The organism is Onishia niordana (assembly GCF_004798965.1).
GTDB classification, from domain to species: domain Bacteria; phylum Pseudomonadota; class Gammaproteobacteria; order Pseudomonadales; family Halomonadaceae; genus Onishia; species Onishia niordana.
Genome location: NZ_SDSD01000003.1, coordinates 311,970 through 338,539, shown reverse-complemented (window position 1 = coordinate 338,539; position 26,570 = coordinate 311,970). Strand labels below are relative to the sequence as shown.

27 protein-coding genes are annotated in these 26,570 nt (G+C 58.4%); 8 read left to right on the top strand and 19 right to left on the bottom strand.

Going from position 1 to position 26,570, the window contains the following annotated elements:
- Window positions 1-71: 71 nt before the first annotated feature.
- From ETC27_RS08165 to ETC27_RS08155, 3 genes are read left to right on the top strand one after another with little or no spacing between them, the layout of a single operon-like run.
- Window positions 72-1,226, top strand: coding sequence for a glycosyltransferase family 4 protein (locus ETC27_RS08165; protein WP_136254503.1), 1,155 nt, complete (start codon window positions 72-74; stop codon window positions 1,224-1,226).
- On the top strand, window positions 1,198-1,749 hold the full coding sequence (locus ETC27_RS08160; protein WP_136254502.1) for a phosphatase PAP2 family protein: 552 nt from the start codon (window positions 1,198-1,200) through the stop codon (window positions 1,747-1,749). Before ETC27_RS08165 ends, ETC27_RS08160 begins: the two co-directional genes overlap by 29 nt.
- Window positions 1,750-1,788: 39 nt before the next feature.
- Window positions 1,789-2,412 carry an alpha-ketoglutarate-dependent dioxygenase AlkB family protein gene (locus ETC27_RS08155; protein ID WP_136254501.1) on the top strand — a complete coding sequence of 208 codons (624 nt, stop codon included), beginning with the start codon at window positions 1,789-1,791 and terminating at the stop codon, window positions 2,410-2,412.
- Between the two features lie 245 nt (window positions 2,413-2,657).
- Here the strand turns inward: ETC27_RS08155 and gcvT are convergent, their stop codons facing one another.
- A complete protein-coding gene (gcvT, locus tag ETC27_RS08150) occupies window positions 2,658-3,770 on the bottom strand; it encodes a glycine cleavage system aminomethyltransferase GcvT (RefSeq protein WP_136254500.1) in 1,113 nt (370 codons plus the stop codon).
- 67 nt (window positions 3,771-3,837) lie between these two features.
- Window positions 3,838-5,217 carry an alanine/glycine:cation symporter family protein gene (locus tag ETC27_RS08145; RefSeq protein ID WP_136254499.1) on the bottom strand — a complete coding sequence of 460 codons (1,380 nt, stop codon included), beginning with the start codon at window positions 5,215-5,217 and terminating at the stop codon, window positions 3,838-3,840.
- 633 nt (window positions 5,218-5,850) lie between these two features.
- Between ETC27_RS08145 and gcvH the strand changes: the two genes are divergently transcribed.
- Both gcvH and gcvP read left to right on the top strand, forming a co-directional pair.
- Window positions 5,851-6,246, top strand: a complete 396-nt coding sequence (gene gcvH / locus ETC27_RS08140; RefSeq protein ID WP_136254498.1) for a glycine cleavage system protein GcvH — start codon at window positions 5,851-5,853, stop codon at window positions 6,244-6,246.
- 106 nt (window positions 6,247-6,352) lie between these two features.
- Window positions 6,353-9,247, top strand: a complete 2,895-nt coding sequence (gene gcvP / locus ETC27_RS08135; protein ID WP_136254497.1) for an aminomethyl-transferring glycine dehydrogenase — start codon at window positions 6,353-6,355, stop codon at window positions 9,245-9,247.
- A gap of 104 nt (window positions 9,248-9,351) precedes the next feature.
- On the opposite strand, the gene ETC27_RS08130 is transcribed toward gcvP, so the two are convergent.
- The gene (locus tag ETC27_RS08130) at window positions 9,352-9,648 is read right to left on the bottom strand and encodes a LysR substrate-binding domain-containing protein (protein WP_439331797.1); all 297 of its coding nucleotides are present in this window, start codon (window positions 9,646-9,648) and stop codon (window positions 9,352-9,354) included.
- Between the two features lie 31 nt (window positions 9,649-9,679).
- Window positions 9,680-10,603 (bottom strand): LysR family transcriptional regulator, encoded by a 924-nt coding sequence (locus ETC27_RS08125; protein WP_136254495.1) that lies wholly within the window; start codon window positions 10,601-10,603, stop codon window positions 9,680-9,682.
- Window positions 10,604-10,744: 141 nt separating this feature from the next.
- Here ETC27_RS08125 and ETC27_RS08120 point away from each other — a divergent pair, with 141 nt between their 5' ends.
- Entirely contained in the window at window positions 10,745-11,035 is a 291-nt protein-coding gene (locus ETC27_RS08120) for a hypothetical protein (RefSeq protein WP_136254494.1), read from the top strand.
- A gap of 14 nt (window positions 11,036-11,049) precedes the next feature.
- Window positions 11,050-12,414, top strand: coding sequence for a nucleotide 5'-monophosphate nucleosidase PpnN (gene ppnN / locus ETC27_RS08115; RefSeq protein WP_136254493.1), 1,365 nt, complete (start codon window positions 11,050-11,052; stop codon window positions 12,412-12,414).
- A gap of 167 nt (window positions 12,415-12,581) precedes the next feature.
- Here ppnN and ETC27_RS08110 read toward each other — a convergent pair whose 3' ends face one another.
- Both ETC27_RS08110 and ETC27_RS08105 read right to left on the bottom strand, forming a co-directional pair.
- A complete protein-coding gene (locus ETC27_RS08110; RefSeq protein ID WP_136254492.1) occupies window positions 12,582-12,956 on the bottom strand; it encodes a hypothetical protein in 375 nt (124 codons plus the stop codon).
- Entirely contained in the window at window positions 12,953-13,420 is a 468-nt protein-coding gene (locus ETC27_RS08105; RefSeq protein ID WP_136254491.1) for a flavodoxin domain-containing protein, read from the bottom strand. The genes ETC27_RS08110 and ETC27_RS08105 overlap by 4 nt, the downstream gene beginning before the upstream one ends.
- Before the next feature lie 143 nt (window positions 13,421-13,563).
- On the opposite strand from ETC27_RS08105, the gene ETC27_RS08100 reads away from it, so the two are divergent.
- On the top strand, window positions 13,564-13,770 hold the full coding sequence (locus tag ETC27_RS08100; protein ID WP_136254490.1) for a DUF2788 domain-containing protein: 207 nt from the start codon (window positions 13,564-13,566) through the stop codon (window positions 13,768-13,770).
- A 135-nt stretch (window positions 13,771-13,905) separates the two neighbouring features.
- Here the strand turns inward: ETC27_RS08100 and ihfA are convergent, their stop codons facing one another.
- The 13 genes from ihfA to ETC27_RS08035 all read right to left on the bottom strand — a co-directional run bounded on the left by ihfA (window position 13,906) and on the right by ETC27_RS08035 (window position 26,562).
- Complete coding sequence (gene ihfA, locus ETC27_RS08095) at window positions 13,906-14,211, bottom strand: integration host factor subunit alpha (RefSeq protein ID WP_136254489.1); 306 nt, start codon at window positions 14,209-14,211, stop codon at window positions 13,906-13,908.
- A gap of 66 nt (window positions 14,212-14,277) precedes the next feature.
- Window positions 14,278-16,659: a phenylalanine--tRNA ligase subunit beta gene (gene pheT / locus ETC27_RS08090; RefSeq protein WP_136254488.1), complete on the bottom strand. Its 2,382-nt coding sequence runs from the start codon at window positions 16,657-16,659 to the stop codon at window positions 14,278-14,280.
- A 29-nt stretch (window positions 16,660-16,688) separates the two neighbouring features.
- On the bottom strand, window positions 16,689-17,708 hold the full coding sequence (gene pheS, locus ETC27_RS08085; protein ID WP_136254487.1) for a phenylalanine--tRNA ligase subunit alpha: 1,020 nt from the start codon (window positions 17,706-17,708) through the stop codon (window positions 16,689-16,691).
- A gap of 166 nt (window positions 17,709-17,874) precedes the next feature.
- A complete protein-coding gene (gene rplT / locus ETC27_RS08080) occupies window positions 17,875-18,228 on the bottom strand; it encodes a 50S ribosomal protein L20 (RefSeq protein WP_136254486.1) in 354 nt (117 codons plus the stop codon).
- A gap of 40 nt (window positions 18,229-18,268) precedes the next feature.
- The gene (rpmI, locus tag ETC27_RS08075) at window positions 18,269-18,463 is read right to left on the bottom strand and encodes a 50S ribosomal protein L35 (protein WP_092524139.1); all 195 of its coding nucleotides are present in this window, start codon (window positions 18,461-18,463) and stop codon (window positions 18,269-18,271) included.
- Window positions 18,464-18,550: 87 nt separating this feature from the next.
- The gene (gene infC, locus ETC27_RS08070; RefSeq protein WP_276605695.1) at window positions 18,551-19,090 is read right to left on the bottom strand and encodes a translation initiation factor IF-3; all 540 of its coding nucleotides are present in this window, start codon (window positions 19,088-19,090) and stop codon (window positions 18,551-18,553) included.
- Window positions 19,091-19,124: 34 nt separating this feature from the next.
- Window positions 19,125-21,020 (bottom strand): threonine--tRNA ligase, encoded by a 1,896-nt coding sequence (thrS, locus tag ETC27_RS08065; protein ID WP_136254484.1) that lies wholly within the window; start codon window positions 21,018-21,020, stop codon window positions 19,125-19,127.
- A gap of 297 nt (window positions 21,021-21,317) precedes the next feature.
- Window positions 21,318-22,175: an OmpA family protein gene (locus ETC27_RS08060; RefSeq protein ID WP_136254483.1), complete on the bottom strand. Its 858-nt coding sequence runs from the start codon at window positions 22,173-22,175 to the stop codon at window positions 21,318-21,320.
- A 266-nt stretch (window positions 22,176-22,441) separates the two neighbouring features.
- Window positions 22,442-22,909: a DUF2489 domain-containing protein gene (locus ETC27_RS08055; protein ID WP_136254482.1), complete on the bottom strand. Its 468-nt coding sequence runs from the start codon at window positions 22,907-22,909 to the stop codon at window positions 22,442-22,444.
- Between the two features lie 194 nt (window positions 22,910-23,103).
- Complete coding sequence (locus ETC27_RS08050; RefSeq protein WP_136254481.1) at window positions 23,104-24,021, bottom strand: heme o synthase; 918 nt, start codon at window positions 24,019-24,021, stop codon at window positions 23,104-23,106.
- Window positions 24,006-25,058, bottom strand: coding sequence for a COX15/CtaA family protein (locus tag ETC27_RS08045; RefSeq protein WP_136254480.1), 1,053 nt, complete (start codon window positions 25,056-25,058; stop codon window positions 24,006-24,008). The genes ETC27_RS08050 and ETC27_RS08045 overlap by 16 nt, the downstream gene beginning before the upstream one ends.
- Window positions 25,059-25,267: 209 nt before the next feature.
- Window positions 25,268-25,804, bottom strand: coding sequence for a redox-active disulfide-containing membrane protein (locus tag ETC27_RS08040; RefSeq protein ID WP_136254479.1), 537 nt, complete (start codon window positions 25,802-25,804; stop codon window positions 25,268-25,270).
- A 2-nt stretch (window positions 25,805-25,806) separates the two neighbouring features.
- Window positions 25,807-26,562, bottom strand: coding sequence for an SURF1 family protein (locus ETC27_RS08035; RefSeq protein WP_240724852.1), 756 nt, complete (start codon window positions 26,560-26,562; stop codon window positions 25,807-25,809).
- Between the last annotated feature and the right edge of the window lie 8 nt (window positions 26,563-26,570).

Below are 26,570 nucleotides of genomic sequence, written 5' to 3'. Positions count from 1 at the left end.
ATTGGTCCCTGTCCTGTCATGCTCTGCCGTGATCCTGATATCACGCCTCATGAACGGGACACCCGAGCCTTATGCGCATCTGCTTCGTCAGCGATACCTGGTCACCGGACATTAACGGGGTGGCCCACACCCTAGGGCACCTGAGTCGCGAACTTACTGCACGCCATATCACCTTACAGCTGGTGCGCCCGCGGCCCGATAACGGCAGCCGGGCAGAAGGGATCGATGACGAACTGCAGGTAAGAGGGTTTCACCTTCCCGGCTACCAGGCCATCAAGATCGGCCTCCCCGCTGGGCGCGCTTTGGCACGTCTATGGCAGGCTCGCCGGCCGGATGCGGTCTATATCGCCACCGAAGGCCCGCTGGGTTGGTCGGCGCTGCGACAGGCCAGGCGGCTGGGGTTGCCCGTCGCCAGCGGCTTTCATACCAATTTCGATCACTATGCCAGCGACTATGGCGTTGGCTGGCTGGAAGGCTCGGTCACCGCGGTACTCCGCCACTTCCATAACCGCACCGGCGCGACACTGGTGCCTACCGCAGCGCAGGTCAGGGCGCTCAGCGCCAAAGGTTTTGCCAACGTTCAGGTGATGAGCCGCGGCATTGATGCCCGACACTTTTCACCGGACAAACGTGACGCGACACTTCGCGAGAGCTGGGGCGCCGTTGAGCATCAGCCAGTGGCCTTGCATGTAGGGCGTATGGCCAGCGAGAAGAACCTGGACCTGCTGGTCGAAAGCGTGGAGGCCATGCAGCAGATTCAGCCAGATCTGGTCACCGTGCTGGTCGGGGACGGACCATTGCGCGACAACCTTCAGCGGCGGCTGCCCAACGCCATCTTTACCGGCTTCATCAACCGCGAATCCCTTGCTCGACACTACGCCAGTGCCGATATCTTCGTGTTTCCCTCCTGCTCGGAGACTTATGGCAACGTCGTCGCTGAAGCCATGGCCAGCAGTCTCGGCGTCGTCGCATTCGATCATGCTGCCGCCAGCGAATTGATTACATCTGGAAAGCAGGGGCTGACGGTCCCCGTGGGCGATGAGGCGGCCTTTATCGAACAGGCCGTCTCCCTTTGTCAGCACCCGGCAAGCTACTCACAGCTGGGACGTCTGGCCCGGCAGCGTGTCGCCGCCACGGGCTGGGATCGTATCACCGACGATTTCCTGCGCATTCTGCTTTCACTCAAGGAGACATCCGATGACGCCACGAACGCCCTCCGTCTTTGAGCGCCTCGACTCACTCGAGTGGAAGCTATGCCATCGGTTCGCCCTGGCCAGTAATACCCGGCTGCTGTCGCTTGTGACACTGCGGCTCGCCAGTCGCGTCGGCGATTGGCCTGCCTGGGTTCTATTAATCATGGCGCAACCCTTATTGGACCCGGGCCAGGGATGGCAGCGACTGGTGCAATTCAGCCTGACGGCTGTGGTGGCCTTGTTGGTTTACCGTCTGCTGAAGACGCGACTATGTCGCGAGCGCCCTTCCATTACCTTTGAGTGCATTCCCTGTACGGAGCCGCCCCGCGACCGTTACAGCTTCCCCAGCGGCCACACCATGCACGCCATGATGTTCACAGTGCTAACCGCTGTTTCGACACCTTGGCTGCTCTTGATCGTGGCACCGCTTGCTGCCCTAATCGCGATTTCACGTGTAGGGCTGGGACTTCACTACATCAGTGATGTCGTAGGCGGCGGCGTCATCGGCATCATGTTTGCTCTGGCAAGCCTGACGCTCTTGCCGTTGGCAGGCTGACCCCGCGACAAACGCAGCAAGAACTGGCAAGCTGGAGCCATGAACGATCTATTCTCCGGGCCGCTAGCCTGGCAGCCACTTCTCGACTCGCCCCCCTTATCGCTGGGGGTTGGCCTACTAGGCCTCGAGCAAGCCAATACGCTACTAGGGCAACTGGACCGGCAACTGCACTGGCAGCGTCCCAGCATTACCCTATACGGTCGTCAGCACCCGATACCCCGCCGCCAGCTATGGATGGGCGACTCAGACGCCACCTACCGTTATTCCGGCGAGACGTTTTCACCTGAGCCGTGGCACCCCGCCGTTCAGGCCATCAAACACGCCATCGAACGCACACTTGAAGCCAACGGCCATCCTGCAACGTTCAACAGCGTGCTACTCAATCGCTACGCCGATGGCGAGGATCGCATGGGATGGCACAGCGATAACGAACCAGAGCTGGGTCACGACCCGCTGATCGCCGCGGTAAGTCTCGGCGCCGAGCGCCCCCTCCGCTTTCGCTGGCAGGACCGCCGAGCGCCCGCTTTCAATGTCTGGCTACCCCACGACAGCCTGCTGGTGATGGGCCCCGGCACACAGCGCCAGCTGCAACATGCTCTGCTACCCCGCAAGCTGCCCGGCCTGCGTATCAACCTCACCTTTCGCCACGTTTATCCACGCTAAGCGTACACGCTCATCACGTCCGATTCGGTTTTCGCGACAACGGCTGTCACCACGAGAAATCGCTGATCCAACCGCCGCCCAACGAAATCCTATTCCCGTAGCCCCTTTCGGTTGCGTAACGGGGCGACTGATATCTTATGCGGGCTTGGTATCAATCATGGCGCCACAACGAAAAAGCCGCCTCTCGAAAGAAGCGGCTCATGTAGCAGTAGCACGGCAAGAAGATAACGGTATATTAAAGTCGCTCAGCCGCGGTAATACCCCGGCGTCACAAACGGCATCTTGGTCACCGTCATCGGCAATCGCTTGCCACGAACATCAGCAAACACCTGCCTGTCGACGACGGCCTGCTCGATGCTGACATAGCCCATGGCCACAGGTTTGCCGACACTGGGGCCGAACCCACCCGAGGTAACAACGCCGATCTTGCGATCTTGGGCGTCAAAGAGCTCGGCCCCTTCACGGACCGGCGCTCGCCCTTCGCCCAACAGGCCCACCCGCTTGCGCTGATGGTCCTTGGCTTCGATCTGATGCAGCACCAGATCAGCGCCGGGGAAACCACCAGCACGCTCGCCGCCACGACGACGCGGCTTACTCACGGCCCAAATCAGGCCCCCTTCGACCGGCGTCGTGGTGGTGTCGATATCGTGGCCATATAGGCAGAGACCGGCTTCCAGGCGCAGCGAGTCGCGGGCCCCCAGGCCAATGGCCTCGACCTCTTGCTCGGCCAGTAGCAGACGCGCCAACGCCTCGCTCTTATCGGCCGAAACAGAGATCTCGAACCCGTCTTCGCCGGTATAACCCGCTCGGCTGATCCAAACGGAAATGCCGTCGATCTCGAAGCGGCCGTGCTGCATGAAGACCAAATCACAGGCCGCTGGGCACAGGCGTCCCATTACACTGGCAGCCTTGGGGCCCTGAAGCGCCAACAGACCACGATCCAGCACCTCGACCTGTTGACCTTCACCAAGCCCAGTTCGCAGGTGAGTAATGTCCTGCTCCTTGCAGGCAGCATTGACCACCAGGTAGAGATGATCACCTGCGTTCACCACCATGAGGTCATCAAGGATGCCGCCCTCATTGTTGGTGAACAAGGCATAGCGTTGCATACCTTCGGGTAGGCCCAGAATATCCGCAGGCACCAGTGTCTCCAGTGCCATGGCCGGCTCGCTGCCGGTTATCAGCACCTGGCCCATGTGAGAGACATCGAACAGCCCACAGGCCGCTCGGGTATGTTCGTGCTCCTTCTTGACCCCCAGAGGGTACTGCACCGGCATTGAGTACCCGGCAAAGGGCACCATCTTGCCACCGAGTTCCACGTGCAGGTCATGAAGCGGTGTCTTGTGTAGTTCGTTCATCGGCTCGGTTCATCCCATACATTGCTTGCTGCAAATGCCGCGGCCAGTGCATGGCCGCGGCATTGACTCACTTGTTGAGTTCTTCACCCGGCAAGACCGGCTTGCCATCGAAATAGTCCTTGGTCAACTTGAAGACAACCGGCGACAACAGTGCCAGCGCAATCAGGTTGGGGAAGGCCATCATGGCATTGAAGACGCTGGCCATTAGCCACACGAAGTCCAGCGGTGCCACGGCACCGGCAAGAATCGCGAGGATGTAGACGACGCGATACGGCTTGATGGCGCGGACACCGAATAGAAACTCGATGCACTTTTCGCCGTAGAAGGCCCAGCCGAGAATGGTGGTAAAGGCAAATACCGCCAACGCAAAGGACACAATGTACTGCCCAAGGCCCGGCAGGGATTCGTCAAACGCCAGGGATGTCAGGGCCGCGCCTGTCTCGCCACTGGTCCACTGCGTGGAGGTCAGAATGGCCAGTGCCGTGATAGAGCACACCACGATGGTATCCAGGAAGGTACCGAGCATGGCGATAAGCCCCTGACGCACCGGGTTCTTGGTTTGTGCTGCTGCATGCGCAATAGGCGCACTACCAAGGCCTGCTTCATTGGAGAAGACGCCCCGGGCCACACCGAACTGAATGGCCTTGGCGACAGCTGCCCCAGCAAAACCGCCAGCCGCCGATACCGGCGAGAAGGCGTAACCAAAAATCATGCCCAAGGCACCGCCAATGGCATCGGCGTTGATGATCAGCACCACAATACCGGTAACGATATAGGCAACGGCCATGATCGGCACCAACTTGCCGGCCACCTTGGCAATACGACGGATACCGCCAAGGATCACCGCACCCGCCAACACCATGATCACCACACCGGTGATCCAGGACGGCAGCCCCAGTGACTCATTGAGCCCCGCTGCCACCGAATTGGACTGCACGGTGTTACCAATGCCAAAGGCCGCCACTGCACCAAAGAAGGCAAAGGCGCCGCCTAGCCAGGCCCACTTCTTACCCAGGCCATTGCGGATGTAATACATGGGGCCGCCGACGTGATCACCGGCTTCATCTACCTCGCGATAACGTACTGCAAGCACAGCCTCGGAAAACTTGGTGGCCATGCCGACGAGAGCCGTGATCCACATCCAGAAGACCGCACCCGGTCCGCCGAGAAAGATGGCCGTCGCCACACCTGCGATATTACCGGTGCCGATGGTGGCTGATAGCGAGGTCATCAGGGCGTTAAATGGCGAGACTTCGCCATCGTCCTCATCACCCTTGCCTGCTTCACGTCCTTTCCAGAGTAGCGAAAAGCCTGTGCCCAACCGACGAATCGGTATCAACTTCAGGCCCGCCTGCAGATAAAGACCGACGCCCAGCAGCAGGACCAGCATCAGCGGCCCCCACACCACGCCTTCTATCGCTGAAAAAATGCTTGTGATTGCTTCCAAGGTTTTTCTCCCGTGTTAATTGTTGTTAAGCGCCTAGGTGCAATGCCTCTAGCTCCATGAAGCGCCATTGTCGCAATGATGTATAAGCCGATGGACGAACCAGCGACACCATAGCGGAAGCCACCAGCGATGCTCCACCTTCCTGTAGGAATTTTTTGCCATTCGACAAAAAAGCAGCATTAAGCATTACCATTTGGTCTAAAATACTAGGGCAATGGCCGTATTTTCCCTACTTCGAGGCTATTTCCCCGGCACTCGCTCGCCGGCTCATGGCAGAGAAATTGTTTCTTATCAGAAACAACAAAACCTTATAGCTGATGTGCCCCCTGGGCAAGTTGGCGTTAATCAGACGTTGCGACACTGCTTCCCGTTGGTCTATGGACATCCATGAACTGGCAACCTGCACCGGCGCACTGGGTAAGCGTAGCGTTAAGTGCATTATCATGCCGCAACAAGGGGGAGGAATGGCTCCACACTTGCGATGCCGGGGGGTGAAGCGCATCGTGAATCCGCCTAAGATGAAACGTCGATAGCACCAATCTCGGCAAGAAGGACGTCAGTGGGACTCGCCAAACGCTGCAGAGGGCGTTACGATTCTCTCCACGGTAAATCTTTTTCTTATAGGAAAATGCGATGAGTACTATCCCTGCTAATCTGCGCTACACCGAAAGCCACGAGTGGATCCTGGATAACGGAGATGGAACCGTCACCATCGGCATCACCGACCACGCTCAGGAATCCCTGGGTGATGTGGTCTTTGTGGACCTTCCTGAGGTCGGTCACATGCTCGAATCCGGCGAAGAATTTGGGGTCATCGAATCAGTCAAGGCTGCCTCTGACCTGTATGCGCCGCTAGCGGGTGAAGTAGTAGAGGTCAATGAGACGCTCGAAGACTCCCCGGAGACCGTCAACGAAGCGCCCTATGAGGGCGGCTGGATCGCCAAGCTCAAGCTGGCTGACGAAACCGCGCTGGACAAGCTGCTCGACGCCGACGCCTACACCAAGTTCGCCGAAGCCGACCAAGACTAACCCAATCCCTGGCGCGGGCACCCACTCGCCCGCGCTCTCTCTGCGACGGCCCGCTCGCGTCACTGCCCGCTTGGCCACATCGTTCGAACAACCGCATAGGTATTTCATGGCACTTGATACTCGCCGTCTGGCCGATCTGGCCAGCCACGATGCATTCATCCAACGCCACAATGGCCCCAGCCAGGCCGATATCGCCGGCATGCTCGACCAATTGGACACCGACAGCATTGCGACGCTGATCGAGCGGACCGTGCCAGGCGGTATTCGCCTGGGGCGCGAGCTTGACCTAGATCCCCCGCGCAGCGAGGCCGAGGCCCTGGATTACCTGGAGCGCCTGGCCCGTCAGAACCGCGTCTTCAAGACCTACATTGGCCAGGGCTACCACAACACTCACCTGCCGGCGGTCATTCAGCGTAACGTCTTGGAAAATCCGGGCTGGTACACGGCCTATACGCCCTATCAGCCGGAAATCGCTCAGGGCCGTCTGGAAGGCTTGCTCAATTTCCAGCAGGTAGTGATGGACCTCACCGGCATGGAGCTGGCCAACGCCTCGTTGCTCGACGAGGCTACCGCCGCTGCCGAGGCCATGGCACTTTGTAAGCGCGCCAACAAAAAAGCCAAAACACAGGCCTTCTTTGTTGCCGACGATGTGCTGCCTCAGACGCTTGATGTAGTACGCACTCGTGCCCACTACTTCGGCTTCGAACTGATCACCGGTCCGGCCGAGGAACTGGCCTCGCATGACGTCTTCGGTGCCCTGCTGCAGTATCCCGGACAGAGTGGCGAAGTGCGCAACTTGGCGCCGCTGCTAGCCAATGCCGCCGAGCGCGGCATCATGACCTGCGTGGCCGCCGATATCATGAGCCTAGTGTTGCTCAAGGAACCAGGCAGCCTGGGTGCCGACATTGTCATTGGCTCGAGCCAGCGTTTCGGCGTGCCAATGGGCTTCGGTGGCCCGCATGCGGCCTTCTTCGCCACCACCGACAAGCTCAAACGCTCCATCCCGGGTCGTATCATCGGCGTATCCAAGGACAGTCGCGGTCACCAGGCCCTGCGCATGGCCATGCAAACGCGTGAACAGCATATTCGCCGCGAAAAGGCGACGTCCAATATCTGTACCGCCCAGGCACTGCTGGCCAACATCGCTGGTTTCTATGCCGTCTACCACGGTGCCGAGGGTCTGCGCACCATTGCCTCGCGCATTCATCGTCTGACGACCATTCTCGCCGAGGGCCTGGCTCGTAAAGGCGTGCAGCTAGCGCATGACAGCTGGTTTGACACCCTGCGCCTGACCGGCGTCGATGCCCGCAAGATTCACGGCCGGTCGATGACACACGAGATCAACCTGCGCTATTTCGAGGGTGGTGACATCGGCGTCAGCCTCGATGAAACCACGACCGCCGCCGACCTCGGTGTGCTCTTCAACGTACTGCTCGGCGAAGAACATGACCTTTCAGTACCGGCGCTGGACGATGACGTTCTGGCTCAGGGCAAGAGCGGCATTCCTTCCGCCTGCCAGCGCGACAGCGATTTCCTGACGCACCCGACGTTCAATCGCTATCGCAGCGAAACCGAGATGCTGCGGTATCTGAAACGGCTGGAAAACAAGGACCTGTCACTGACCCACGGGATGATTCCGCTGGGGTCATGCACCATGAAGTTGAATGCAACCAGCGAAATGGTGCCCATCACCTGGCCGGAATTCGCCGACATCCATCCCTTCGCGCCCCATGATCAGGTGGTCGGCTATCACCAGATGATCACCGAGTTGTCAGACTTCCTGGTGGAGATCACTGGCTATGACCACATCTCGATGCAGCCCAACTCAGGCGCTCAGGGTGAATACGCCGGACTGATCGCCATTCGTCGTTATCAAGATGCCCAGGGGCAAGGCGAGCGTCATATCTGCCTGATCCCAAGTTCGGCACACGGCACCAATCCCGCATCGGCGGCCATGGCCCATATGAAGGTCGTGGTCGTGGAATGCGACGAAGACGGTAACATCGACCTGGCGGATCTGCGTCACAAGGCCGAAAAACACAGTGCTGAGCTGTCGGCGATCATGCTGACCTATCCCTCGACCCATGGCGTGTTCGAGGAAGGTGTCCAGGAAGCCTGTCAGATCGTTCATGATCATGGTGGCCAGGTATACATCGACGGCGCCAACATGAACGCTCAGGTGGGTATCGCCCGGCCCGGCGACTTCGGCGGCGATGTCAGCCACCTGAACCTGCACAAGACCTTCTGTATTCCGCACGGCGGCGGCGGTCCAGGCATGGGCCCGATCGGCGTCAAGTCGCATCTGGCGCCCTATGTCGCCAACCATGTCGTTACGCCGATTTCAGGCGTCGAGAAAGACTGTGGCGCAGTCGCCGCAGCCGCTTTCGGCAGCGCGTCTATCCTGCCCATTTCCTGGGCCTACATAAAGATGATGGGTGCGCGCGGCCTGCGTGAAGCCACCGAGCTTGCCATCCTCAACGCTAACTACATCGCCTCGCGGCTGAGAGAACACTACCCGATTCTCTACAAGGGGCGGCATGACACCGTGGCTCACGAGTGCATCCTCGACCTACGCCCGCTCAAGGCGGCGTCCGGGATCAGCGAAGAGGATATCGCCAAGCGTCTGATGGACTATGGCTTCCATGCACCGACCATGTCTTTCCCGGTACCAGGCACCTTGATGGTCGAGCCTACCGAATCGGAGTCTCGCTATGAGATCGACCGCTTCTGTGACGCCATGATCAGCATCCGTGAGGAAATCGTACGCGTAGAAAACGGTGACTGGCCGGCGACGGACAACCCACTGGTTCATGCCCCGCACACTATGGCCGACCTGATGGATGCCGACTGGGAGCGGCCTTATAGCCGCGAAATGGGGGCCTTCCCCTCCCCAGCAGTCAAGGCCGCCAAGGTCTGGCCGTCGGTCAATCGCGTCGACAACGTACAGGGCGATCGCCAGCTGATCTGCACCTGCCCAAGCATCGACGAATACCGCGACTGAACGACATAAGACGCTGCATGCAAATGACCCCGGCAATCGTTGCCGGGGTCTTTTCGTTTGCGGCTGTTGCCTGTGAAGGCCTTCGCCCTGAGTGCTGCCCTCTCTCAGGTATGGCTATCGAAATGCGGTTCTTCAGGGTAGCCATATAGGGTGTGTCGGCGCTGCTCGAGGAATTCATCGAGCAGACGCGTATAGCGTCGCGGCGTCTCGACGCCGGCAGGGGTCAACAGGTGAAAGGCCTCATAAACCGGCTGTGGTAGCGGCAACTCTTTCACCTGACGTTGCCAGGGCGACGTCTCAAGCACCGGGCGCGATACCACGCTGAACCCCAGGCCTCTTGCCACGGCGTCCATGACCATCGACACCTCATTGGTGTAGCCCTGGCGCGGAAAGCGGCTCATAGAGCGAAACTCTCCAGGGAGCTGCCCTCTCTCAGGTATGGCTATCGAAATGCGGTTCTTCAGGGTAGCCATATAGGGTGTGTCGGCGCTGCTCGAGGAATTCATCGAGCAGACGCGTATAGCGTCGCGGCGTCTCGACGCCGGCAGGGGTCAACAGGTGAAAGGCCTCATAAACCGGCTGTGGTAGCGGCAACTCTTTCACCTGACGTTGCCAGGGCGACGTCTCAAGCACCGGGCGCGATACCACGCTGAACCCCAGGCCTCTTGCCACGGCGTCCATGACCATCGACACCTCATTGGTGTAGCCCTGGCGCGGAAAGCGGCTCATAGAGCGAAACTCTCCAGGGAAATTGGCCCGCAATAGTTGGGTGGCATGATCGACGCCGTCGGCGTAATTCATGAACCCAAGTGCCGCCAGATCGGTCAGAGTCGTGCCCGTGAAATCTGCCGGGACGACAAGGCAAAGTGGCTCTTGGTGCCAGGGGGCGTAATGAAGCTCAGGATGTCGGCTGACTTCTGTCACGATCCCCACATCATATCGTCCCGCCATCACATCCTCAGTGATCGCACCATTGAAGCCAAAGCTGTAGCTTACCGTCAGCCCCGAATGCATCTGCTGGTATCCGAGAATGAAGGGGTACAGCATCATACCCACGCTGGCAGGGGACGCAATGCGACAGTCGCCGCTGTCGAGAGACTCGTTATCCAGTGAGTGTCGAAAGTGTTCGTGCTCGGCGAACAGCTTGATCGCGTAATCATAGGCCCGTCGCCCGCTCTCCGTCAGGGTGAAGCGACGCCCTTGACGAAGCAGCAATGACCTCTGCAAGTACTCCTCTAGCTTGCGTATATGCTGGCTCACGCCTGGCTGAGTCATGTCCAAACGACGGGCCGTCTGGGTGAAGCTGCCAGTTTCGACAAGCGTAATGAAGGTGCGGAAATACTGGGCATTGAACATGTTGCAGCGACGCACTCTATTACGGATCAGGAAGAGATTATGGATACTGATTTTACCAGATCTGCATCCATCCCGCAGCGCTGCGGGGGGCTTGGTGACGTGTTAGCATCGCAAGGCAAAGCCAACGGAGAATTTAGCCTCATGTCCGACCCTCTCGCCCGGCGTGCCGACGCCATTCATCACGCCTTGCTGGCCATGGAACGCCAGGCCAGCGACGAACAGCTCTTTCCGCTGGGCTACCTGATTCCACAGATTCCCCTGGTCATGGAAATGGTGGAATATGACCCGGAGGAGGTGCTGGCCGAGGACTTCGACGCCATTTTCCATGAGTGGCTTGAAAGTACCTTTGGCCAGGATGCCATGAGCGCCAACGATCAGGACGAGATTCGTCGTCTGCTGGCACACGCCTGTGCCCAGGCCGACGCGGCATAATAAGGAAACCGCCCATGCCCCAGACCATTTCCACGACACTATCCCCCGAGGGTAGCCTCGAGGTCCTGTCACAACACGAAGTCAATCGTCTGCGCGATACGTCGACAACAGGCCTGCACGACCTACTGCGCCGGTGTGCCTTGGCCGTTCTCAACAGCGATAGCATGACCGACGATGGACTCGCCGTCATGGAAGCCTATCGTGATTTCGATATCGAGGTGCTGCAGGAGGATCGCGGCCTGCGCCTCAAGATCAGCAATGCCCCCATCGAGGCCTTTGTTGATGGCAAGATGATCCGTGGTATTCGCGAACTGTTGTCTTCGGTCGTTCGCGACGTCGTTTACGTCTATAACGAGATCCAGACACACCCTCGCTTCGACCTGAGCTCGGGTGAAGGGACCACCAACGCTGTGTTCCATATCCTGCGCAAAGCCGGCGCTCTTAAGCCCTCGCTGGATCCTAGCCTGGTCGTGTGCTGGGGAGGTCATTCGATCTCCCGCGAGGAGTACGACTACACCAAAGGGGTCGGCTACCACCTGGGGCTGCGCGAACTGGATATCTGCACCGGATGCGGCCCTGGGGCCATGAAGGGACCGATGAAGGGCGCCAATGTGGCCCACGTCAAGCAACGCCGGTCACATGGGCGCTACCTGGGCATATCGGAGCCAGGCATCATTGCAGCAGAGTCACCGAATCCGATCGTCAATGAACTGGTCATCATGCCGGACATTGAGAAGCGCCTGGAGGCCTTCGTGCGTGTCGGTCACGGCATCGTGATTTTCCCAGGGGGTGTCGGCACCGCCGAAGAGATCCTCTACCTGCTGGGCATACTGCTGCATCCTGCCAATAAGGATATCCCCTTCCCGGTCATCTTTACCGGCCCCGCCAGCAGCGCAGACTACTTCAAGCGCATCGATGAGTTCTTGGCCTACACTCTTGGCGAATCGGCTCGTGAACGCTATCGCATCATCATCGATGATCCCACTAGCGTCGCCAAGGCCATGCGGCTGGGGATCGATGAGGTCACGGAATTCCGGCGGACCCATCAGGATGCCTTCTACTACAACTGGCGCCTGAACATCGATCGCAACTTCCAAGAACCCTTCGAACCGAATCACGAGGGGATGGCCGGGCTTGCACTGCACCGCAATCAGCCGACCCATGAACTGGCCGCCAATCTACGCCGTGCTTTCTCGGGTATCGTCGCTGGCAACGTCAAGGAGCCCGGCATTCGCGCCATCGAAGCCCACGGCCCCTTCCGCCTGCACGCCGAGCCCGACCTGATGGCGCGACTGGATGAGCTGCTGACCTCATTCGTCGAGCAGGGACGCATGAAGCTACCCGGCAGCCATTACGAGCCTTGCTATACCTTGGGCTGAACGAGCACCTGACTCTCTGAAGGCTCTCAGGTCAGGATATATCGAGCATGACACCATTGATGGAATTGAGAGACTGACCTGAGACATGCACCAAAAAAGGGGCTCGCTTAGCGAGCCCCTTTTCGTTTGATGCATCAACCAACTGTCGTCCTTCTACTGACAGCCCATTACTTGATCTCTGATGGACGATGCCAAAGCAGGCCCACCACGTGGATAAGCAATCCAAGGGCCGTGGCATGTGCAAGCAGCAGGACACCATCAATTCCCCCAAGACTGACCGCCTGCCAGATCGCCATCAGCAGTCCCCCACCCAGCATGCATGCTACTAGCCGTTTGAACAGACCTGGCAACTGGCGGCGTGCATCATCTTCGAGAAGCCGCCAATGAAGGGCGGCGACAATAGCCACCGCTGCAGCGGCCATCATCAGAAGCGTAAGACGCGTGTCGTGGCCTTCGAGAAGGTAGCGCGGCACGCTTGAGAGCATGACAATCAAAAGCCCCGACAACACACTGAGTCTCTCAGGGGTCGCAGACACCTTCATTCAGACACCGCAAGCTGCTGCGATTCAATCCACTCCTCAGCCCAAGGCAATGCAGCATCATCCGCCATGAACGTTTCCATGGCATCGACTTCAAGCCGCTCACCCAGGCGCTGAGCACCGTATTCGGACAGCAGCGCATCCAATGACCGCCCCGCACCACAGAAGCTATCGACATAGGAACTATCACCTAACGCCACCAAGCCATACTTCAAAGCGGTCAGGTCGGCACCCTGCTCTTGCAGTGCTCGTGCAAAGGCCATGAAGTTACCCGGATAATCACCGGAGCCCGTGGTCGACACACAGAACAGCGCTAAATCTGTCGGTGACCCGGTAAGATCCTCAAGGGTCGGCTGGTCATAGATCGCGACCTCATAACCGGCCTGCTCGAATAACGGCTTAACTTGCTCAGCGACGTCGAGGGCGCCGCCGTACATGGTGCCAACGAAAATCTTCAGCATGGACATGGATCTGCTTTGCTTGAGAAATTTACTCGGATATTACCATAGTCGCTGCTAGAGCCGAATCCCTACCACCTATTAGTCAGCGAACAATATCGACATCCGTTCGGCGCGGTTATAATCGCCCTTTTGCCCAACCGGGAGACAAGATGCAACAGACCTTCGAGGCTTGGATCACCCCCATCATGATCGGCGGGCTTATCCTCTTCATGTGTTTCATCATCTGGGACTTGGCCCGCAAGTCAAAGGCCGGAAAATTTGGCACCATCATGCTGTTCATCGTGCTCGGGGCGGGGATATTGGGCTATGTCATCAAGGTCATCATCACCTATGTAATGGAAAGCGGCGGCGTATAGACACGACAGCGCGGAATCCAGACGAGAGAGTTGATAGGCCGCATAGCGTGTCACTACCCACATCAGCCGCCAAACGCAAAAAAAGGCGTCACCCGATAGGTGACGCCTTTTTATACCGCAATCGCTACCCTGCGCTTAATACGTTAACGGACCTTGAAAATCCTCGACTTGGGCTTTTAGTTTCTGCCCTGGCCGGAAGGTCACAACACGACGGGCTGAAATCGGAATTTCCTCACCCGTCTTTGGGTTCCGTCCCGGCCGTTCACGCTTGTCACGCAGATCGAAATTACCGAAACCGGACAACTTGACCTGTTCGTTTTCGCGTAAACAGCCGCGGATTTCTTCGAAGAAGGCCTCTACCATCGACTTTGCATCACGCTTGGACAAGCCAAGTTCTGTGTGCAAGTGTTCGGCCAGTTCTGCCTTGGTCAACGCACCCATGGTCATTCCCTCGTACAGGATGGCAGCGCCGCCTTCTTCCGAGTCAAGGCTTGGTAGCCTTTTGGATCAGCTTCGCAGCTGCGCGCCGAAGCGCTGACCGGATTCGGTGACGATTGCATCGACTAACTGATTGATTTCCTCGTCATTCAGCGTGCGCGATGGATGCTGCCAGGTCAAGCCCAGAGCAACACTCTTGCGACCATCCTCTACCCCTTTGCCCTGATAGACATCAAACAGATTGATGCCCGTCAGCCACTCACCGGCCTGCTCACGAAGACAGTCGAGCAGCGACTGTACCGGCAACGACTCGTCGACCAGCATGGCAAGGTCGCGACGAACTTCTGGATAGCGCGATAGAGGTGTGAAGGCCGGCAGCTGACCCTGGCTCAACGCATCAAGACGCACCTCGAACAGCACGGCTTCGACTTTGAGCCCCAGCTCGGCGCGTACCGCAGGATGCAGCGTACCAATCCAGCCGGCCTCCTCGCCCCGATAAAGGACACGGGCTGTCTGACCGGGATGAAGCGCCGAGTGCTCACCAGGCTCAAAGCGCCAGGCATCAGGCTCACCGCCCATGGCCAACAGACTTTCCAGATCGCCCTTGAGATCAAAGAAATCGATCTTATCATCGCGCGCCGCCCAACCTTCCGGATCACGGTTGCCACAAACCAAGGCACCCATCATCGGTATCTGAGACAAGTCATCAAGCTCACCCCGGAACACAAGACCTGTTTCAAACAGACGCACCCGATTTTGCTGGCGGTTAAGGTTGTGCTCAAGCGCCTTGAGCAGTCCGGGGAACAGGCTGGCCCGCATGACCGACATGTCGCTCGAAATCGGGTTGGCCAGTGTCGGCGACACCGCTTGAGGCATCAGTGCTTTCTGGAGCTCAGGTGCCACGAAACTATAGCTGATGGCCTCTTGATAACCACGGGCGACCATCTGACGCCGCAGACGCGACAGCGGCTGGTAGATCTCGCCGTCAGGACGCAACCCCAGACGAGCCTGAGGACGACGGACCGGCAAGCGGTTATAACCGTGAATCCGCGCGACCTCCTCGATCAAGTCCTCCTCGATAGCGACATCGAACCGCCAGCTCGGAACCGCCACCCGCCAGGCGACCTCATCAGCCTCGACAGGCATACCCAGACGTTCGAGTATCTCGGAGACGTCCTCCCCTGGCAGAGATAGCCCCAATGCCTGCTCAAGACGCTCGCGGCGTAGGGTAATCTGGCGCGGCGCGGGAAGCTGCTCGTGACTCACCGCCTCGATGAGCGGGCCGGGTTCGCCGCCAGTGATCTCGAGCAGCAAGGCGGTAGCGCGCTCAACGGCATCACGTGTTAGCTCAGGATCAACGCCACGTTCGAAACGATGTGAGGCATCGGTGTGCAGGCCATAGCTGCGCGCCTGACCGGCCACGGCGAGCTGAGTAAAGAAAGCCGATTCGAGGAAGATATCCTTGGTCTCGGTATTCACCCCAGAATGCTCTCCGCCCATCACCCCGGCAATCGCCAGGGCACCGCGGCCATCGGCGATCACCAGTGTATCGTCGCGCAGGGCAATCTCCTGACCGTCGAGAAGTGTCAGCTGCTCACCGGCACGCGCCAGACGCACCTCGACCCGCTCATGGAGGTTGGCCCGGTCAAACGCATGCATCGGCTGGCCGAGCTCGAGCATCACATAATTGGTGATATCGACAATCGGATCGATAGACCGCACGCCACTACGGCGCAAACGCTCGACCATCCACAACGGCGTGTCAGCAGTAACATCGACACCCTTGATCAGCCGACCGATGTAACGCGGGCAGCGCTCACCGTCGCGCACCTCTACCGGGAACGTCTCATCATGAGTCGGTGTCACCGGGGACATTGCCGGGCCTTCGACCGGCAAGCGGTTAAGCACGCCTACCTCACGCGCCATGCCCTTGAGGCTCAGGCAATCACCACGGTTGGGTGTTAGATCAACTTCGATGGTGCTGTCATCCAGCCCCATCCAGGCGCGAAAATCTTCACCGGACGGCGCATCAAGAGGAAGCTCCATGATACCGGGCGACGTCTCTTCTTCGAGACCCAGCTCGGAGGCTGAGCAGATCATGCCGCGGGATTCGACACCGCGCAGCTTGGCTTTCTTGATCTTGAAATCGCCGGGCAGTACAGCACCCACCTGAGCGAAGGCCACCTTTTGACCCACATCGACATTGGGAGCGCCGCATACCACCTGCACCGACTCACCACTTCCATCGATAACCTGGCAGACATTCAGCTTATTCGCATCGGGATGTTGCGCCTTGTCGACAACCTCAGCAATCACGACGCCCTGGAAGGCAGCCGCCACGGGGTCAACGGCATCGACTTCTAGGCCCGCCATAGTGATCTGGTCGGCCAACGCCTGGGTCGCCAGCTGCGGCGACACCCATTCACGCAGCCACTGTTCTGAAAATTTCATGACATATCCTGTGTTCTGCAGTCAGGGATTCAGGCGAATTGGCGCAGGAAGCGCAGATCGTTCTCGAAGAACAGGCGCAAGTCGTTGACGCCGTAGCGCAGCATGGCCAGTCGCTCGGCCCCCATGCCAAAGGCGAAGCCTTTGTAGCGCTCAGTATCGATACCGGCATGATTGAACACCTCAGGATGCACCATGCCGCACCCCATCACCTCGAGCCAGCCACTATGCGAACAGACACGACAGCCGTCGCCGCCACACATGACGCACTCGATATCAACTTCGGCGGAGGGCTCGGTGAAGGGAAAGTAAGACGGCCGGAAGCGTACCGATAGGTCGTCACGTTCGAAGAAGGCATGAAGAAAATCTTCGATAGTGCCTTTTAGGTCGGCAAAGCTGACATCTTCATCGACTAGCAGACCCTCGACCTGATGGAACATCGGGGTATGGGTCAGATCCGAGTCGCTACGGTAGACACGCCCCGGACAAACGATGCGAATCGGCGGCGCTTCGTTCTTCATCGTCCGCACTTGTACCGGCGAGGTATGCGTGCGCAGCAGTCGGGAAGCATCGAAGTAGAAGGTGTCGGCCATACCGCGAGCCGGGTGGTGGGCCGGAATATTGAGGGCTTCGAAGTTGTGGTAATCGTCTTCGATCTCGGGCCCTACCGCCACGTCGAAGCCGATGCGTGTGAAGAGCCCTTCAATGCGCTCGAGGGTGCGCGTTACCGGGTGCAAGCCGCCAGCGGGCTGCCCCCGCCCAGGCAGTGTCACGTCCAGGCTCTCAGCGGCTAAGCGGGCATCGAGAGCGGCCTTCTCAAGCAATTGACGACGGCGGTCCAGCTCAGAGCTTAGCTCCTGCTTGGCCTGGTTGATACGCTCGCCTGCGGCCGGACGCTCCTCGGGAGGCAGCTTGCCGAGGCCCTTCAGCAAGGCTGTGATTTCACCCTTTTTGCCGAGGTAGCGCACCCGCACTTCGTCGAGCGCGGCGATGTCTTGGGCAGCTTCGATGGCGCCGCGCGCCTCGGCAACCAGGTTAGGAAGGTGGTCCATCCGTTGAGCTCCGAATGCGCTGCTGCGATATCGATGCGCCATATCGCAACAGGGTCATATAAAAAAACAGGGGAAGAGCGTCTGCTCTTCCCCTGCGACCTTCACGGGTGCGATGCAAACGATATGGCGTCGTTAATGCACTCGCACGTCGAAACGATCAGTTCACTCAGTGAGCAGCCTTGGCCTTCTCGACGATAGCGGCAAAGGCGGCCTTTTCGTGAACGGCGAGATCGGCAAGTACCTTGCGGTCGATCTCGATACCGGCCTGCTTGAGACCAGCGATGAAGCGGCTGTAGGACATGCCGTTGTTGCGCGCACCGGCGTTGATACGCGTGATCCACAGCGCACGGAACTGACGCTTACGGACGCGACGGTCACGATACGCGTACTGACCGGCTTTGATAACGGCCTGTTTGGCTACGCGGAAGACGCGCGAACGCGCACCGTAGTAACCCTTGGCCTGCTTCATGATTTTCTTGTGACGGCGACGTGCAACGACGCCACGCTTAACACGTGTCATAGCTTTCTCCTGACGTTAAAAAAGGGTCTACCGGCGTCGCTTACAGATTCGGCAGCATGCGCTGAATCAGCGGCACATCGGATGCGTGGATCTGCTTCATCCCACGCAGCTGACGCTTACGCTTGGTGGTCTTCTTGGTCAGGATGTGGCTACGGAACGACTGCTTGTGCTTAAAGCCGTTGGCCGTCTTCTTGAAGCGCTTCGCAGCGCCACTGTTGCTCTTGATTTTTGGCATGAGGTAAAACTCCGCTCAAGGTTCTTCAGAAAACCCAAGGCCGATGCCGACCGCTGTACGGCCGACACCCGTTCAACTGCCTTTGGATCACTTCTTCTTGGGGGCAAGGATCATGATCATCTGGCGACCTTCCATTTTCGGAAAGGACTCCACATTGGCGATCTCTTCCAGATCACTGGCCACCCGTTCCATCAGCTTGCGGCCGATGTCCTGGTGGGCCATCTCACGGCCGCGAAAACGCAGCGTGACCTTGCCCTTGTCGCCCGCTTCGAGGAAACGTATCAGGTTTTTCAACTTGACCTGATAGTCCCCCTCGTCGGTACCAGGCCGGAATTTCACTTCCTTCACCTGGATCTGCTTGGTCTTCTTCTTCTGAGCAGCTTTCTGCTTCTTCTGCTCGAAGACGAATTTGCCGTAATCCATGATCTTACAAACGATGGGATCGGCATTGGAGATCTGCACGAGGTCCATACCAGCCGCTTCCGCCTGTTCCAAGGCATCACGGGTGGACACAATCCCAAGCTGCTCACCTTCCATTCCGATGAGGCGGACTTGGTCTTCGCTGATACGCTCGTTCATTGGAGGGCGCTTGTCCTGAGGACGGCCGCGCTGTGTATTTCTCTTGATCGTTACATCTCCGTATTGGTTGACGTCGTCTAAATCACCGCTCGTCGTTAAGCTTGGTGATCAGGTCATCGATTTTCAATGAGCCGAGGTCTTCACCGGTGCGAGTCCGAACTGCAACAGCACCTGCCTCGACTTCCTTATCTCCCACAACGAGGAGATAAGGTACCTTCTGCAACGTATGTTCACGGATTTTAAAGCCGATCTTCTCGTTCCTCAAGTCTGCCTTGGCGCGAAGACCGACTTTCTGCAGGCGATTCACCACATCTTGGGCGAAATCACGCTGCGAATCAGTGATGGTCATGACTACTGCCTGCTCGGGAGCTAGCCATAGCGGCATGGCTCCGGCGTAGTGCTCAATGAGGATACCAAGGAATCGCTCAAAAGACCCGAGAATCGCGCGATGTAGCATCACAGGCGTCTTGCGTGCGCCATCTTCATCGACGAACTGGGCTCCGAGGCGTCCCGGCAGGTTGAAGTCGAGCTGAAGAGTGCCGCATTGCCATACGCGATTCAAGCAATCGCGTAGAGCAAACTCGATCTTCGGGCCGTAGAAGGCGCCCTCGCCCGGCTGCAGCTCCCAGTCGAGGCCTGTGGCATTTAGCGCTGCCTCCAAGCCCGCTTCGGCACGATCCCAGAGTCCTGGCTCGCCCATGAAACCTTCGGGGCGAGTCGAGAGCTTGAGCTCTACGTCATCGAACCCCAGTTCCTTATAGACCTTGAGGGTCAGAGCGATAAAGTCCTCTGCCTCGGACTGAATCTGCTTCTCGGTGCAGAAAATATGGGCATCGTCTTGCGTAAATCCGCGCACGCGCATCAAACCGTGCAGTGAACCGGATGGCTCGTTGCGGTGACAGCTGCCGAACTCAGCCAGGCGAAGCGGCAAATCCCGATAGCTCTTCAGCCCTTGGTTGAAGACCTGCACGTGGCAGGGGCAATTCATCGGCTTGACCGCGTACTCACGTTTCTCCGACTCCGTCGTGAACATCAGATCGGAGTAGTGGCCCCAGTGACCGGAGGCCTTCCAGAGAGACAAATCAACCACCTGGGGCGTCTTGATTTCCTGGTAGCCGTGCTCGATCTGCACGCGGCGCATGTACTGCTCGAGCGCCTGATAAATCGTCCAGCCATTGGGGTGCCAGAACACCATGCCCGGCGCCTCTTCCTGAATATGGAAAAGGTCCATCTTGCGCGCCAGCTTGCGATGATCGCGCTTCTCGGCTTCCTCGAGACGCTTGAGATAGGCTTTGAGCTGCTTCTTGTCAGACCAGGCCGTGCCGTAGATGCGCGTCAGCATCGGATTTTCGGCACTGCCCCGCCAATAGGCGCCGGCGAGTTTGGTCAGCTTGAATGCCTTGAGGTGCGAGGTATTCGGCACATGCGGACCGCGGCACATGTCGACATATTCCTCGTGGTGATAAAGACGAATGGTCTCGCCCTCGGGAATCCCGCGCACCAGTTCTTGCTTGAACGGCTCTTCACGATGGAGGAAGGTCAGCATCGCCTTATCGCGATCAACATACTCACGAACGACATCGTAGCCCTGGTCGATAAGCAACTTCATGCGTGCCTCGATAGCCTCGAGGTCTTCTGGGGTGGCAGAACGGCCGAAATCGATGTCGTAGTAGAACCCGTCATCGATCACCGGGCCGATCGCCATCTTGGCTTCGGGATAAAGCTGCTTGACGGCATGGCCGACCAGATGAGCACAGGAGTGACGAATCACCTCAAGTCCTTCGTCATCACGGGCGGTCAGGATAGCGACCTTGGCGTCATGATCGATGATATCGGCGGCATCGACCAAGACATCGTCGATCTTGCCGGCCACACAGGCCTTTGCCAGACCAGCACCGATAGACTCGGCCAGCTGCATCACCGTAAGCGGCGCATCGAAGGTTCTCTGACTGCCGTCAGGCAGGGTAACGATTGGCATTGGGCATCCTCGAGCGCAGTGGTCATCCATACCAGGGACGACATGCGACAGGCTGAAATGAATGAAGACGGAGTGGCAGTGCATAGACACCGCCTCTGGACAGGCTCATGGGCGCCATCCAGATTGGAAGCGCACATTAGCAGGGGCAGGCAATGAGCGTCCAGCCGGCTCAATGGGTAAGGGGTTCCTCAAGCGCCAGCGATGATGGCGCGACGCGCATGCCCCAACGAAACGAGGGGTGCCAATTGGCACCCCTCGTCAGCTAAGTCTGGCTCAATAGTTCAAAGAGTCAGAGCTTTACTCCCACTCGCCGAGCTCTACGCGACGGTTTTCCGCGCGGCCGGCTTCAGTATCGTTGGTAGCGATCGGCTGCTCTTCGCCATAGCCGATAGCATTCATGCGCGAGGTATCAATACCTTCGCTCGCCAGGAAGGCCTTGACCGAGTTGGCACGCTCCTGAGACAGCTCTTTGTTATAGCTATCGGAACCGACGGAATCGGTGTGCCCTTCCAGACGCACGCGAGCTTCCGGATTGGCTGCGAGCTTTTCAGCCACATCCGCCAGAATGCTCTCAGCGCCCATGGTCAGCTTGGCAGAGTCAAACTCGAAGTTGACGTCTTCCAGGACCAGGTCATCGACACAACCCAAAGAGTTGACTTCGGCGCCGGCCGGAGTGCCCGGGCACTGATCTTTGAAGTCGGGTACGCCATCTGCGTCGGAATCCAGCGGGCAACCTTTACGATCAACCTGGACGCCGGCCGGGGTACCCGGGCACTGGTCGCGGAAGTCGTAAACGCCGTCACCATCTGAATCCAGCGGGCAACCTTCAGAGTTGGTTGCCACACCGGCAGGAATCGTTCCGCCGAATGTCGGACACTGCGGCTCAGCCGGCTTAGGTTTAGCACACAGCATGCCACCTGCCGTTGCACCAACAGTGCTGCCAATGGCGGCACCCTGATCTTCATCAGACTCGCTGCTCGAGGCGTAGCCGATACCGCCACCGATCAAACCGCCTGCGACAGCACAAACGAAAGGATTCTGGTACCAGGCATCGTTTGCTGAGCTATTAGCGGACTGCGAAGCAGAACTGGCACAGCCGGAAAGGCCAACTACCAATGCTGAACCGATCAGCAACCCTGTCATTGATTTCTTCATGCAAGACTCCTTCTTATGTGTATCACTGCGAACCCAACCATGGCGTTACGAAACAGCGGTGCTCAACTGAAAGCGTCGAAAAAGCGCATTATTTCGCTTCGTTATCAAATATAAGCACAACATGGGATGTTCGGCTAGGCAACAGATTTAATCAAGTGTCACCTAATGGAGACAAGGAAAAAAATTTTGGCCAGCACGACGGCAACCTCGATGCGATAGCTTTTGCCTCTGAGAAGAATGTCGCTCCATATTGGCAAACGGCTGAGTTAGCTCGGGCTTTCTGGCCAGCGTTGTTTGAAGGTCAACACGCCCTGGGCGGCCTCGATCAGAGGTGTCTCGAACTCTTCCTCAACAGCAATACGTTGGCGATCTTCATCAAGACGCTCTTTGAGGCTCAGCTCTTTGCGGGCAGAGTGAGTATGTAGGTGTTCTGTACGTTCATGAACATCGCCAAACACGCGGAAGCTATCACGCTGCAGCAGGGCTGGATCAATGATCTCGAGCAACACCTTGCACCGCATAGCCCCCTCGACCAGATCAACCTGACGACTGATCATAGAGCGCGCGATCGCATCAAGGCTAGCAAGGCACTGCTGATTGGCACGTTCGGCTTCTTCACGTTTGAAAGCTTCACGCCGCCGCACCTCTTTCCAAAGAGTGAAGGCATAAGCACCAAGACCCGCCAAAACCACTACCGCGAGGCCAGCCACTATCCAAGCTATCGTCTCACTCATGTCATCGCCTCTCGCTGCCTATCGAAAATACCCGCATTGTACGCGGCTGAGGCGCGCAAACCCAACGCGGACAACGACACCAAGGGCGACGAACCATGCGAAGCAGCACAGTGATGCGCCCGAATGGTTCGCTAGCAACGTGCAACATCCGGCTATTTGGTGGTGGGGAGATCATCTTTAAGTAAGGGCCGCGTTTAAGCGGCTAGAAGAATCGCGTAGTGATCAATCAGCAGGACACCGAAGACGCCAAGGATGTAGCGAATCGAGAACCAGAAGGCCGCTAATGGCGCCTGAGAATCTTGCCCACGCCAGACCCGGAAATTCCATACCATGAAGCGAACATTTAGCAGCAGGACGCCGACCAGATACAGGAGACCGCTCATGCCAATAACAAAAGGCAGCAGGGTCACCGCCACGGTGAGCCAGCCATAAAGCCATACCTGTAATCTCGTGAAGGCATCACCATGCGTGACGGGCAGCATCGGCACGCCAGCCTTGGCATATTCATCATGTTTATGAATAGCCAATGCCCAAAAGTGCGGTGGGGTCCAGGCAAAGATGATCAGCATCAACAACAGCGGCTCAGGCCCCAGCTGTCCCGTGATAGCGGTCCACCCAAGCAAAGGTGGCGCTGCGCCGGCCACCCCGCCAATGACAATATTTTGAGGTGTGGCATGCTTTAGGAAAGCCGTGTAGACCAACGCATAGCCCAGCAATGACGCAAGTGTCAGCCAGGCAGTCAGCGTATTAACCTGCCAAGCCAGCCATCCAATCCCCACTAGCGACAGCAACGATGCCCAGCCCAACGCATAGGATGTCGGCAACCGACGAGAAGCCACAGGGCGTCGTGCCGTCCGCAACATCATCGTATCCAGCCTACGATCGAGCACATGATTGAAGGCCGCGGCGCCAGATGCAGCCAAGCCAATACCCACGAGACCATGAAGCACCAAATCGATAGGCGGAAGCGACGGCGCAGCCAAGGCCATGCCCACTGCAACGCAGACGAGCATCACTATCACCACACGAGGCTTACCCAAGGTCATCAGGTCACGCCACCGCCAATCGAGATCGGTCGATGACGGCGGAGCCACCATCACGTTATCGCGCATTTGCCTACTCCCTGCACCTGGGCAACACCAGCCGACGATATGCCAACCTTGGCATGCCACGCGGCTAATGCCATCGCAAGCGCCAACAAAACGGCCCCTGCGGTATGGGCCAGTGCCAGTCCTAGGGGCAACCACAAAACGACATTGGCAATGCCAAGCCCCACTTGGAGCCCATAGGCCGCCAGCATAGAGGTAAGCCACGGGCGTAATCGAGGCTCATACCAGTGTCGGGCCGCCAAGAGTACGAGGCTTAATCCTAGCGCCAGAGCGCCAAGCCGATGCGCCAGATGAATCGTGGTGCGAGCATCGGCATGTAACTTTCCATGCAGGTAGTCTGGCCCTAGCTGCTGAGTCAGATGGAACCCTTCGCTCCAATCCATCGCCGGCCACCACTGCCCGTTGCAGGTCGGAAAGCCCTGACAGGCGATGCCGGCATAATTACTTGAGGTCCACCCACCCAGTGCTAGCTGCAGGGCCAGTAACACCGCCGCTATGCCCCACCAGCGAGAGAGGCGTGGCAGCGGCCGACCAACCACTGACGCATTCATCAACAGCGCCCGTAGCCGAAGGTGTAGCCATAGAAACATCAGCATCACCAATAACCCGCCGAGCAGATGCAGGGTGACGACCTGAGGCCATAGCCGAAGTGTGACAGTGAATGCACCAAAGGCCCCTTGCAGCGCAATTACCGCTAGCAGACCAAGCGTCAGACGCCACGGGTATCCCGGCCGATTGCGCCGAGGCCAACCCAACATCAGCATCATGACGACCATTCCGCCAAGCATCGTGGCGAGATACCGATGGATCATCTCGAGCCAGGCCTTTAGAGGTTCCAACGGCACAGCCGACGCATGAGACTCGGCAACACTAGGCGCTGGCACGACCCATTCCCCGTAGCAACCAGGCCAATCGGGGCAGCCCAGCCCTGCATCCATCAACCGTGTGAATGCCCCCATCAGGATGACCGCCACCGTGAAGGCTATGCCTAACTGGCTTAGCCGAACCAACAGGCCCAGCCTAGGATCGTGCTGAGACATGACTACCTCCTATCCTGGAGCAATCAAATCCTGATGGCCGTATCCCCAGCTCAGATCATCGACCATGCCATGCTTTCAACATAGGCAACCCAAGGCCCGCTTACGCGTTGAAAGCTTTAGCAAAACAAGATGCACTACTCACGCAACCAACAGATTCCTTGAGGTTAATGGTCAATAGTTCGTCCTATTGTCCGCGACCAAGCGCCCAATTAGCCGTTTAACTGCACCGCTGGCTCAGGGTTCATGCGCAACAGTTGCTTGAGATCGTCGAGCACATCGTAAGGGTCAACGCCCGCCCGATAGCCCAGCACGGCCTCTCCCTGTGGGCTAACGATCCAGACATACCCAGGGTCTTTCCAACCCGGCTCAGTAGCCCAGTTAAGCCGGGTTTCGCCGGGAAGAGAGTCCGCCTCGCCATGCGTAGGCGCATCAATGCGCAGTCTACGCACTCGGGTCGCCTCCTTACCCAACGCACGATGCAATCGCCACCACTGATCGGCCATCTGTTCGCAATCAAGCGTGCAGTCAAATGCCAACAGCCAGTCGTCGCTCTCTGAGGCGGGCATACGCCCCTCAAGAGGCCAGGCACCAAGGGCTGGTACCTCAGGCTTGAGCTCACCATGCGCCGTACGCGCATCGGGGATGCCTACACGCCACTCCACCATTACCCAGGCTGCCACCAGCGGCAGGGCAAAAACGGCGATCAGTGACAGCAGTTTCAAGCGTTGGCGGTTGACGTATGTCATGGCTAAGACTCCTGCTGAGCGGAAGCATCTGCATGTGTAGGCGCATGCTTATTCGCAAGGCGAGCGCGCCGCAGACGACGCCCCCCCAATAACATCACTACCAGAGCAGCGGCCGATAACCCCCACCATTGCACGGCATACCCAAGGTGGCGGCTAGGCGGCAGCACGCTGGGCTCCCACCAGGGACTCAGCATGCCTGGCCCCTCTTCCAGATGAAGCCACCCCGATTGGGCAAAACCACCCGCTGCCTCCCACGCATCAAGCTGAATACGCTGCAATCGCACACCCTCCTGGTTATCGCCAAACAAAGGCGCCCGCTCTCCATCTGACTGCCATTGTCCGGTTAGCCGAACCGTGCCCTCAGGCGTATCGACCGTCGGCGCCTCACGACTGACGCCCGTGGGCAAAAAACCGCGCTCAATCAACCATCGACGGCCATCGTGGCCCTGAAAAGGGGTCAAGACGGCCACACCCAGCTGCCCCTCATGAGTCCGATTGTCCAGATAGCGTGTCTCATCGACTTGGTATTGTCCTTCGAGAATCAACGTCGCCCCATCGGGAGGCGATGCTTGCGGAGACTCCAACGTCGGAGCTGCAGCAAGGGCTGCCAAATAGGCCTCTTTCTCTGCGGCGCGCTGCCACTGCCACTGACCCAAGGCGAGACCCAATACCACGAGCAAGCTCCAGAAACTCCACCACAGCAGAACGACCTTGACAGTCGGCACGCGCTTGCTTGAACTGGAAGAGTCGAAATTCACGGAGTTCC

What these genes read in the sequence shown, in the direction of transcription:
- ETC27_RS08100 (WP_136254490.1), top strand. Translation starts at nt 13,564, where the DNA reads ATGCAACAGACCTTCGAGGCTTGGATCACCCCCATCATGATCGGCGGG.
- ETC27_RS08130 (WP_439331797.1), bottom strand. Translation starts at nt 9,648, where the DNA reads ATGAGCCGCTTTCCGCGCCAGGGCTACACCAATGAGGTGTCGATGGTC.
- ETC27_RS08055 (WP_136254482.1), bottom strand. Translation starts at nt 22,909, where the DNA reads ATGAGTGAGACGATAGCTTGGATAGTGGCTGGCCTCGCGGTAGTGGTT.
- rpmI (WP_092524139.1), bottom strand. Translation starts at nt 18,463, where the DNA reads ATGCCAAAAATCAAGAGCAACAGTGGCGCTGCGAAGCGCTTCAAGAAG.
- gcvT (WP_136254500.1), bottom strand. Translation starts at nt 3,770, where the DNA reads ATGAACGAACTACACAAGACACCGCTTCATGACCTGCACGTGGAACTC.
- gcvH (WP_136254498.1), top strand. Translation starts at nt 5,851, where the DNA reads ATGAGTACTATCCCTGCTAATCTGCGCTACACCGAAAGCCACGAGTGG.
- ETC27_RS08120 (WP_136254494.1), top strand. Translation starts at nt 10,745, where the DNA reads ATGTCCGACCCTCTCGCCCGGCGTGCCGACGCCATTCATCACGCCTTG.
- ETC27_RS08160 (WP_136254502.1), top strand. Translation starts at nt 1,198, where the DNA reads ATGACGCCACGAACGCCCTCCGTCTTTGAGCGCCTCGACTCACTCGAG.
- ETC27_RS08155 (WP_136254501.1), top strand. Translation starts at nt 1,789, where the DNA reads ATGAACGATCTATTCTCCGGGCCGCTAGCCTGGCAGCCACTTCTCGAC.
- ppnN (WP_136254493.1), top strand. Translation starts at nt 11,050, where the DNA reads ATGCCCCAGACCATTTCCACGACACTATCCCCCGAGGGTAGCCTCGAG.
- pheT (WP_136254488.1), bottom strand. Translation starts at nt 16,659, where the DNA reads ATGAAATTTTCAGAACAGTGGCTGCGTGAATGGGTGTCGCCGCAGCTG.
- ETC27_RS08045 (WP_136254480.1), bottom strand. Translation starts at nt 25,058, where the DNA reads ATGTCTCAGCACGATCCTAGGCTGGGCCTGTTGGTTCGGCTAAGCCAG.
- rplT (WP_136254486.1), bottom strand. Translation starts at nt 18,228, where the DNA reads ATGACACGTGTTAAGCGTGGCGTCGTTGCACGTCGCCGTCACAAGAAA.
- ihfA (WP_136254489.1), bottom strand. Translation starts at nt 14,211, where the DNA reads ATGGGTGCGTTGACCAAGGCAGAACTGGCCGAACACTTGCACACAGAA.
- ETC27_RS08125 (WP_136254495.1), bottom strand. Translation starts at nt 10,603, where the DNA reads ATGTTCAATGCCCAGTATTTCCGCACCTTCATTACGCTTGTCGAAACT.
- ETC27_RS08165 (WP_136254503.1), top strand. Translation starts at nt 72, where the DNA reads ATGCGCATCTGCTTCGTCAGCGATACCTGGTCACCGGACATTAACGGG.
- gcvP (WP_136254497.1), top strand. Translation starts at nt 6,353, where the DNA reads ATGGCACTTGATACTCGCCGTCTGGCCGATCTGGCCAGCCACGATGCA.
- ETC27_RS08050 (WP_136254481.1), bottom strand. Translation starts at nt 24,021, where the DNA reads ATGCGCGATAACGTGATGGTGGCTCCGCCGTCATCGACCGATCTCGAT.
- ETC27_RS08110 (WP_136254492.1), bottom strand. Translation starts at nt 12,956, where the DNA reads ATGAAGGTGTCTGCGACCCCTGAGAGACTCAGTGTGTTGTCGGGGCTT.
- pheS (WP_136254487.1), bottom strand. Translation starts at nt 17,708, where the DNA reads ATGGACCACCTTCCTAACCTGGTTGCCGAGGCGCGCGGCGCCATCGAA.
- ETC27_RS08060 (WP_136254483.1), bottom strand. Translation starts at nt 22,175, where the DNA reads ATGAAGAAATCAATGACAGGGTTGCTGATCGGTTCAGCATTGGTAGTT.
- ETC27_RS08040 (WP_136254479.1), bottom strand. Translation starts at nt 25,804, where the DNA reads ATGACATACGTCAACCGCCAACGCTTGAAACTGCTGTCACTGATCGCC.
- ETC27_RS08105 (WP_136254491.1), bottom strand. Translation starts at nt 13,420, where the DNA reads ATGTCCATGCTGAAGATTTTCGTTGGCACCATGTACGGCGGCGCCCTC.
- thrS (WP_136254484.1), bottom strand. Translation starts at nt 21,020, where the DNA reads ATGCCAATCGTTACCCTGCCTGACGGCAGTCAGAGAACCTTCGATGCG.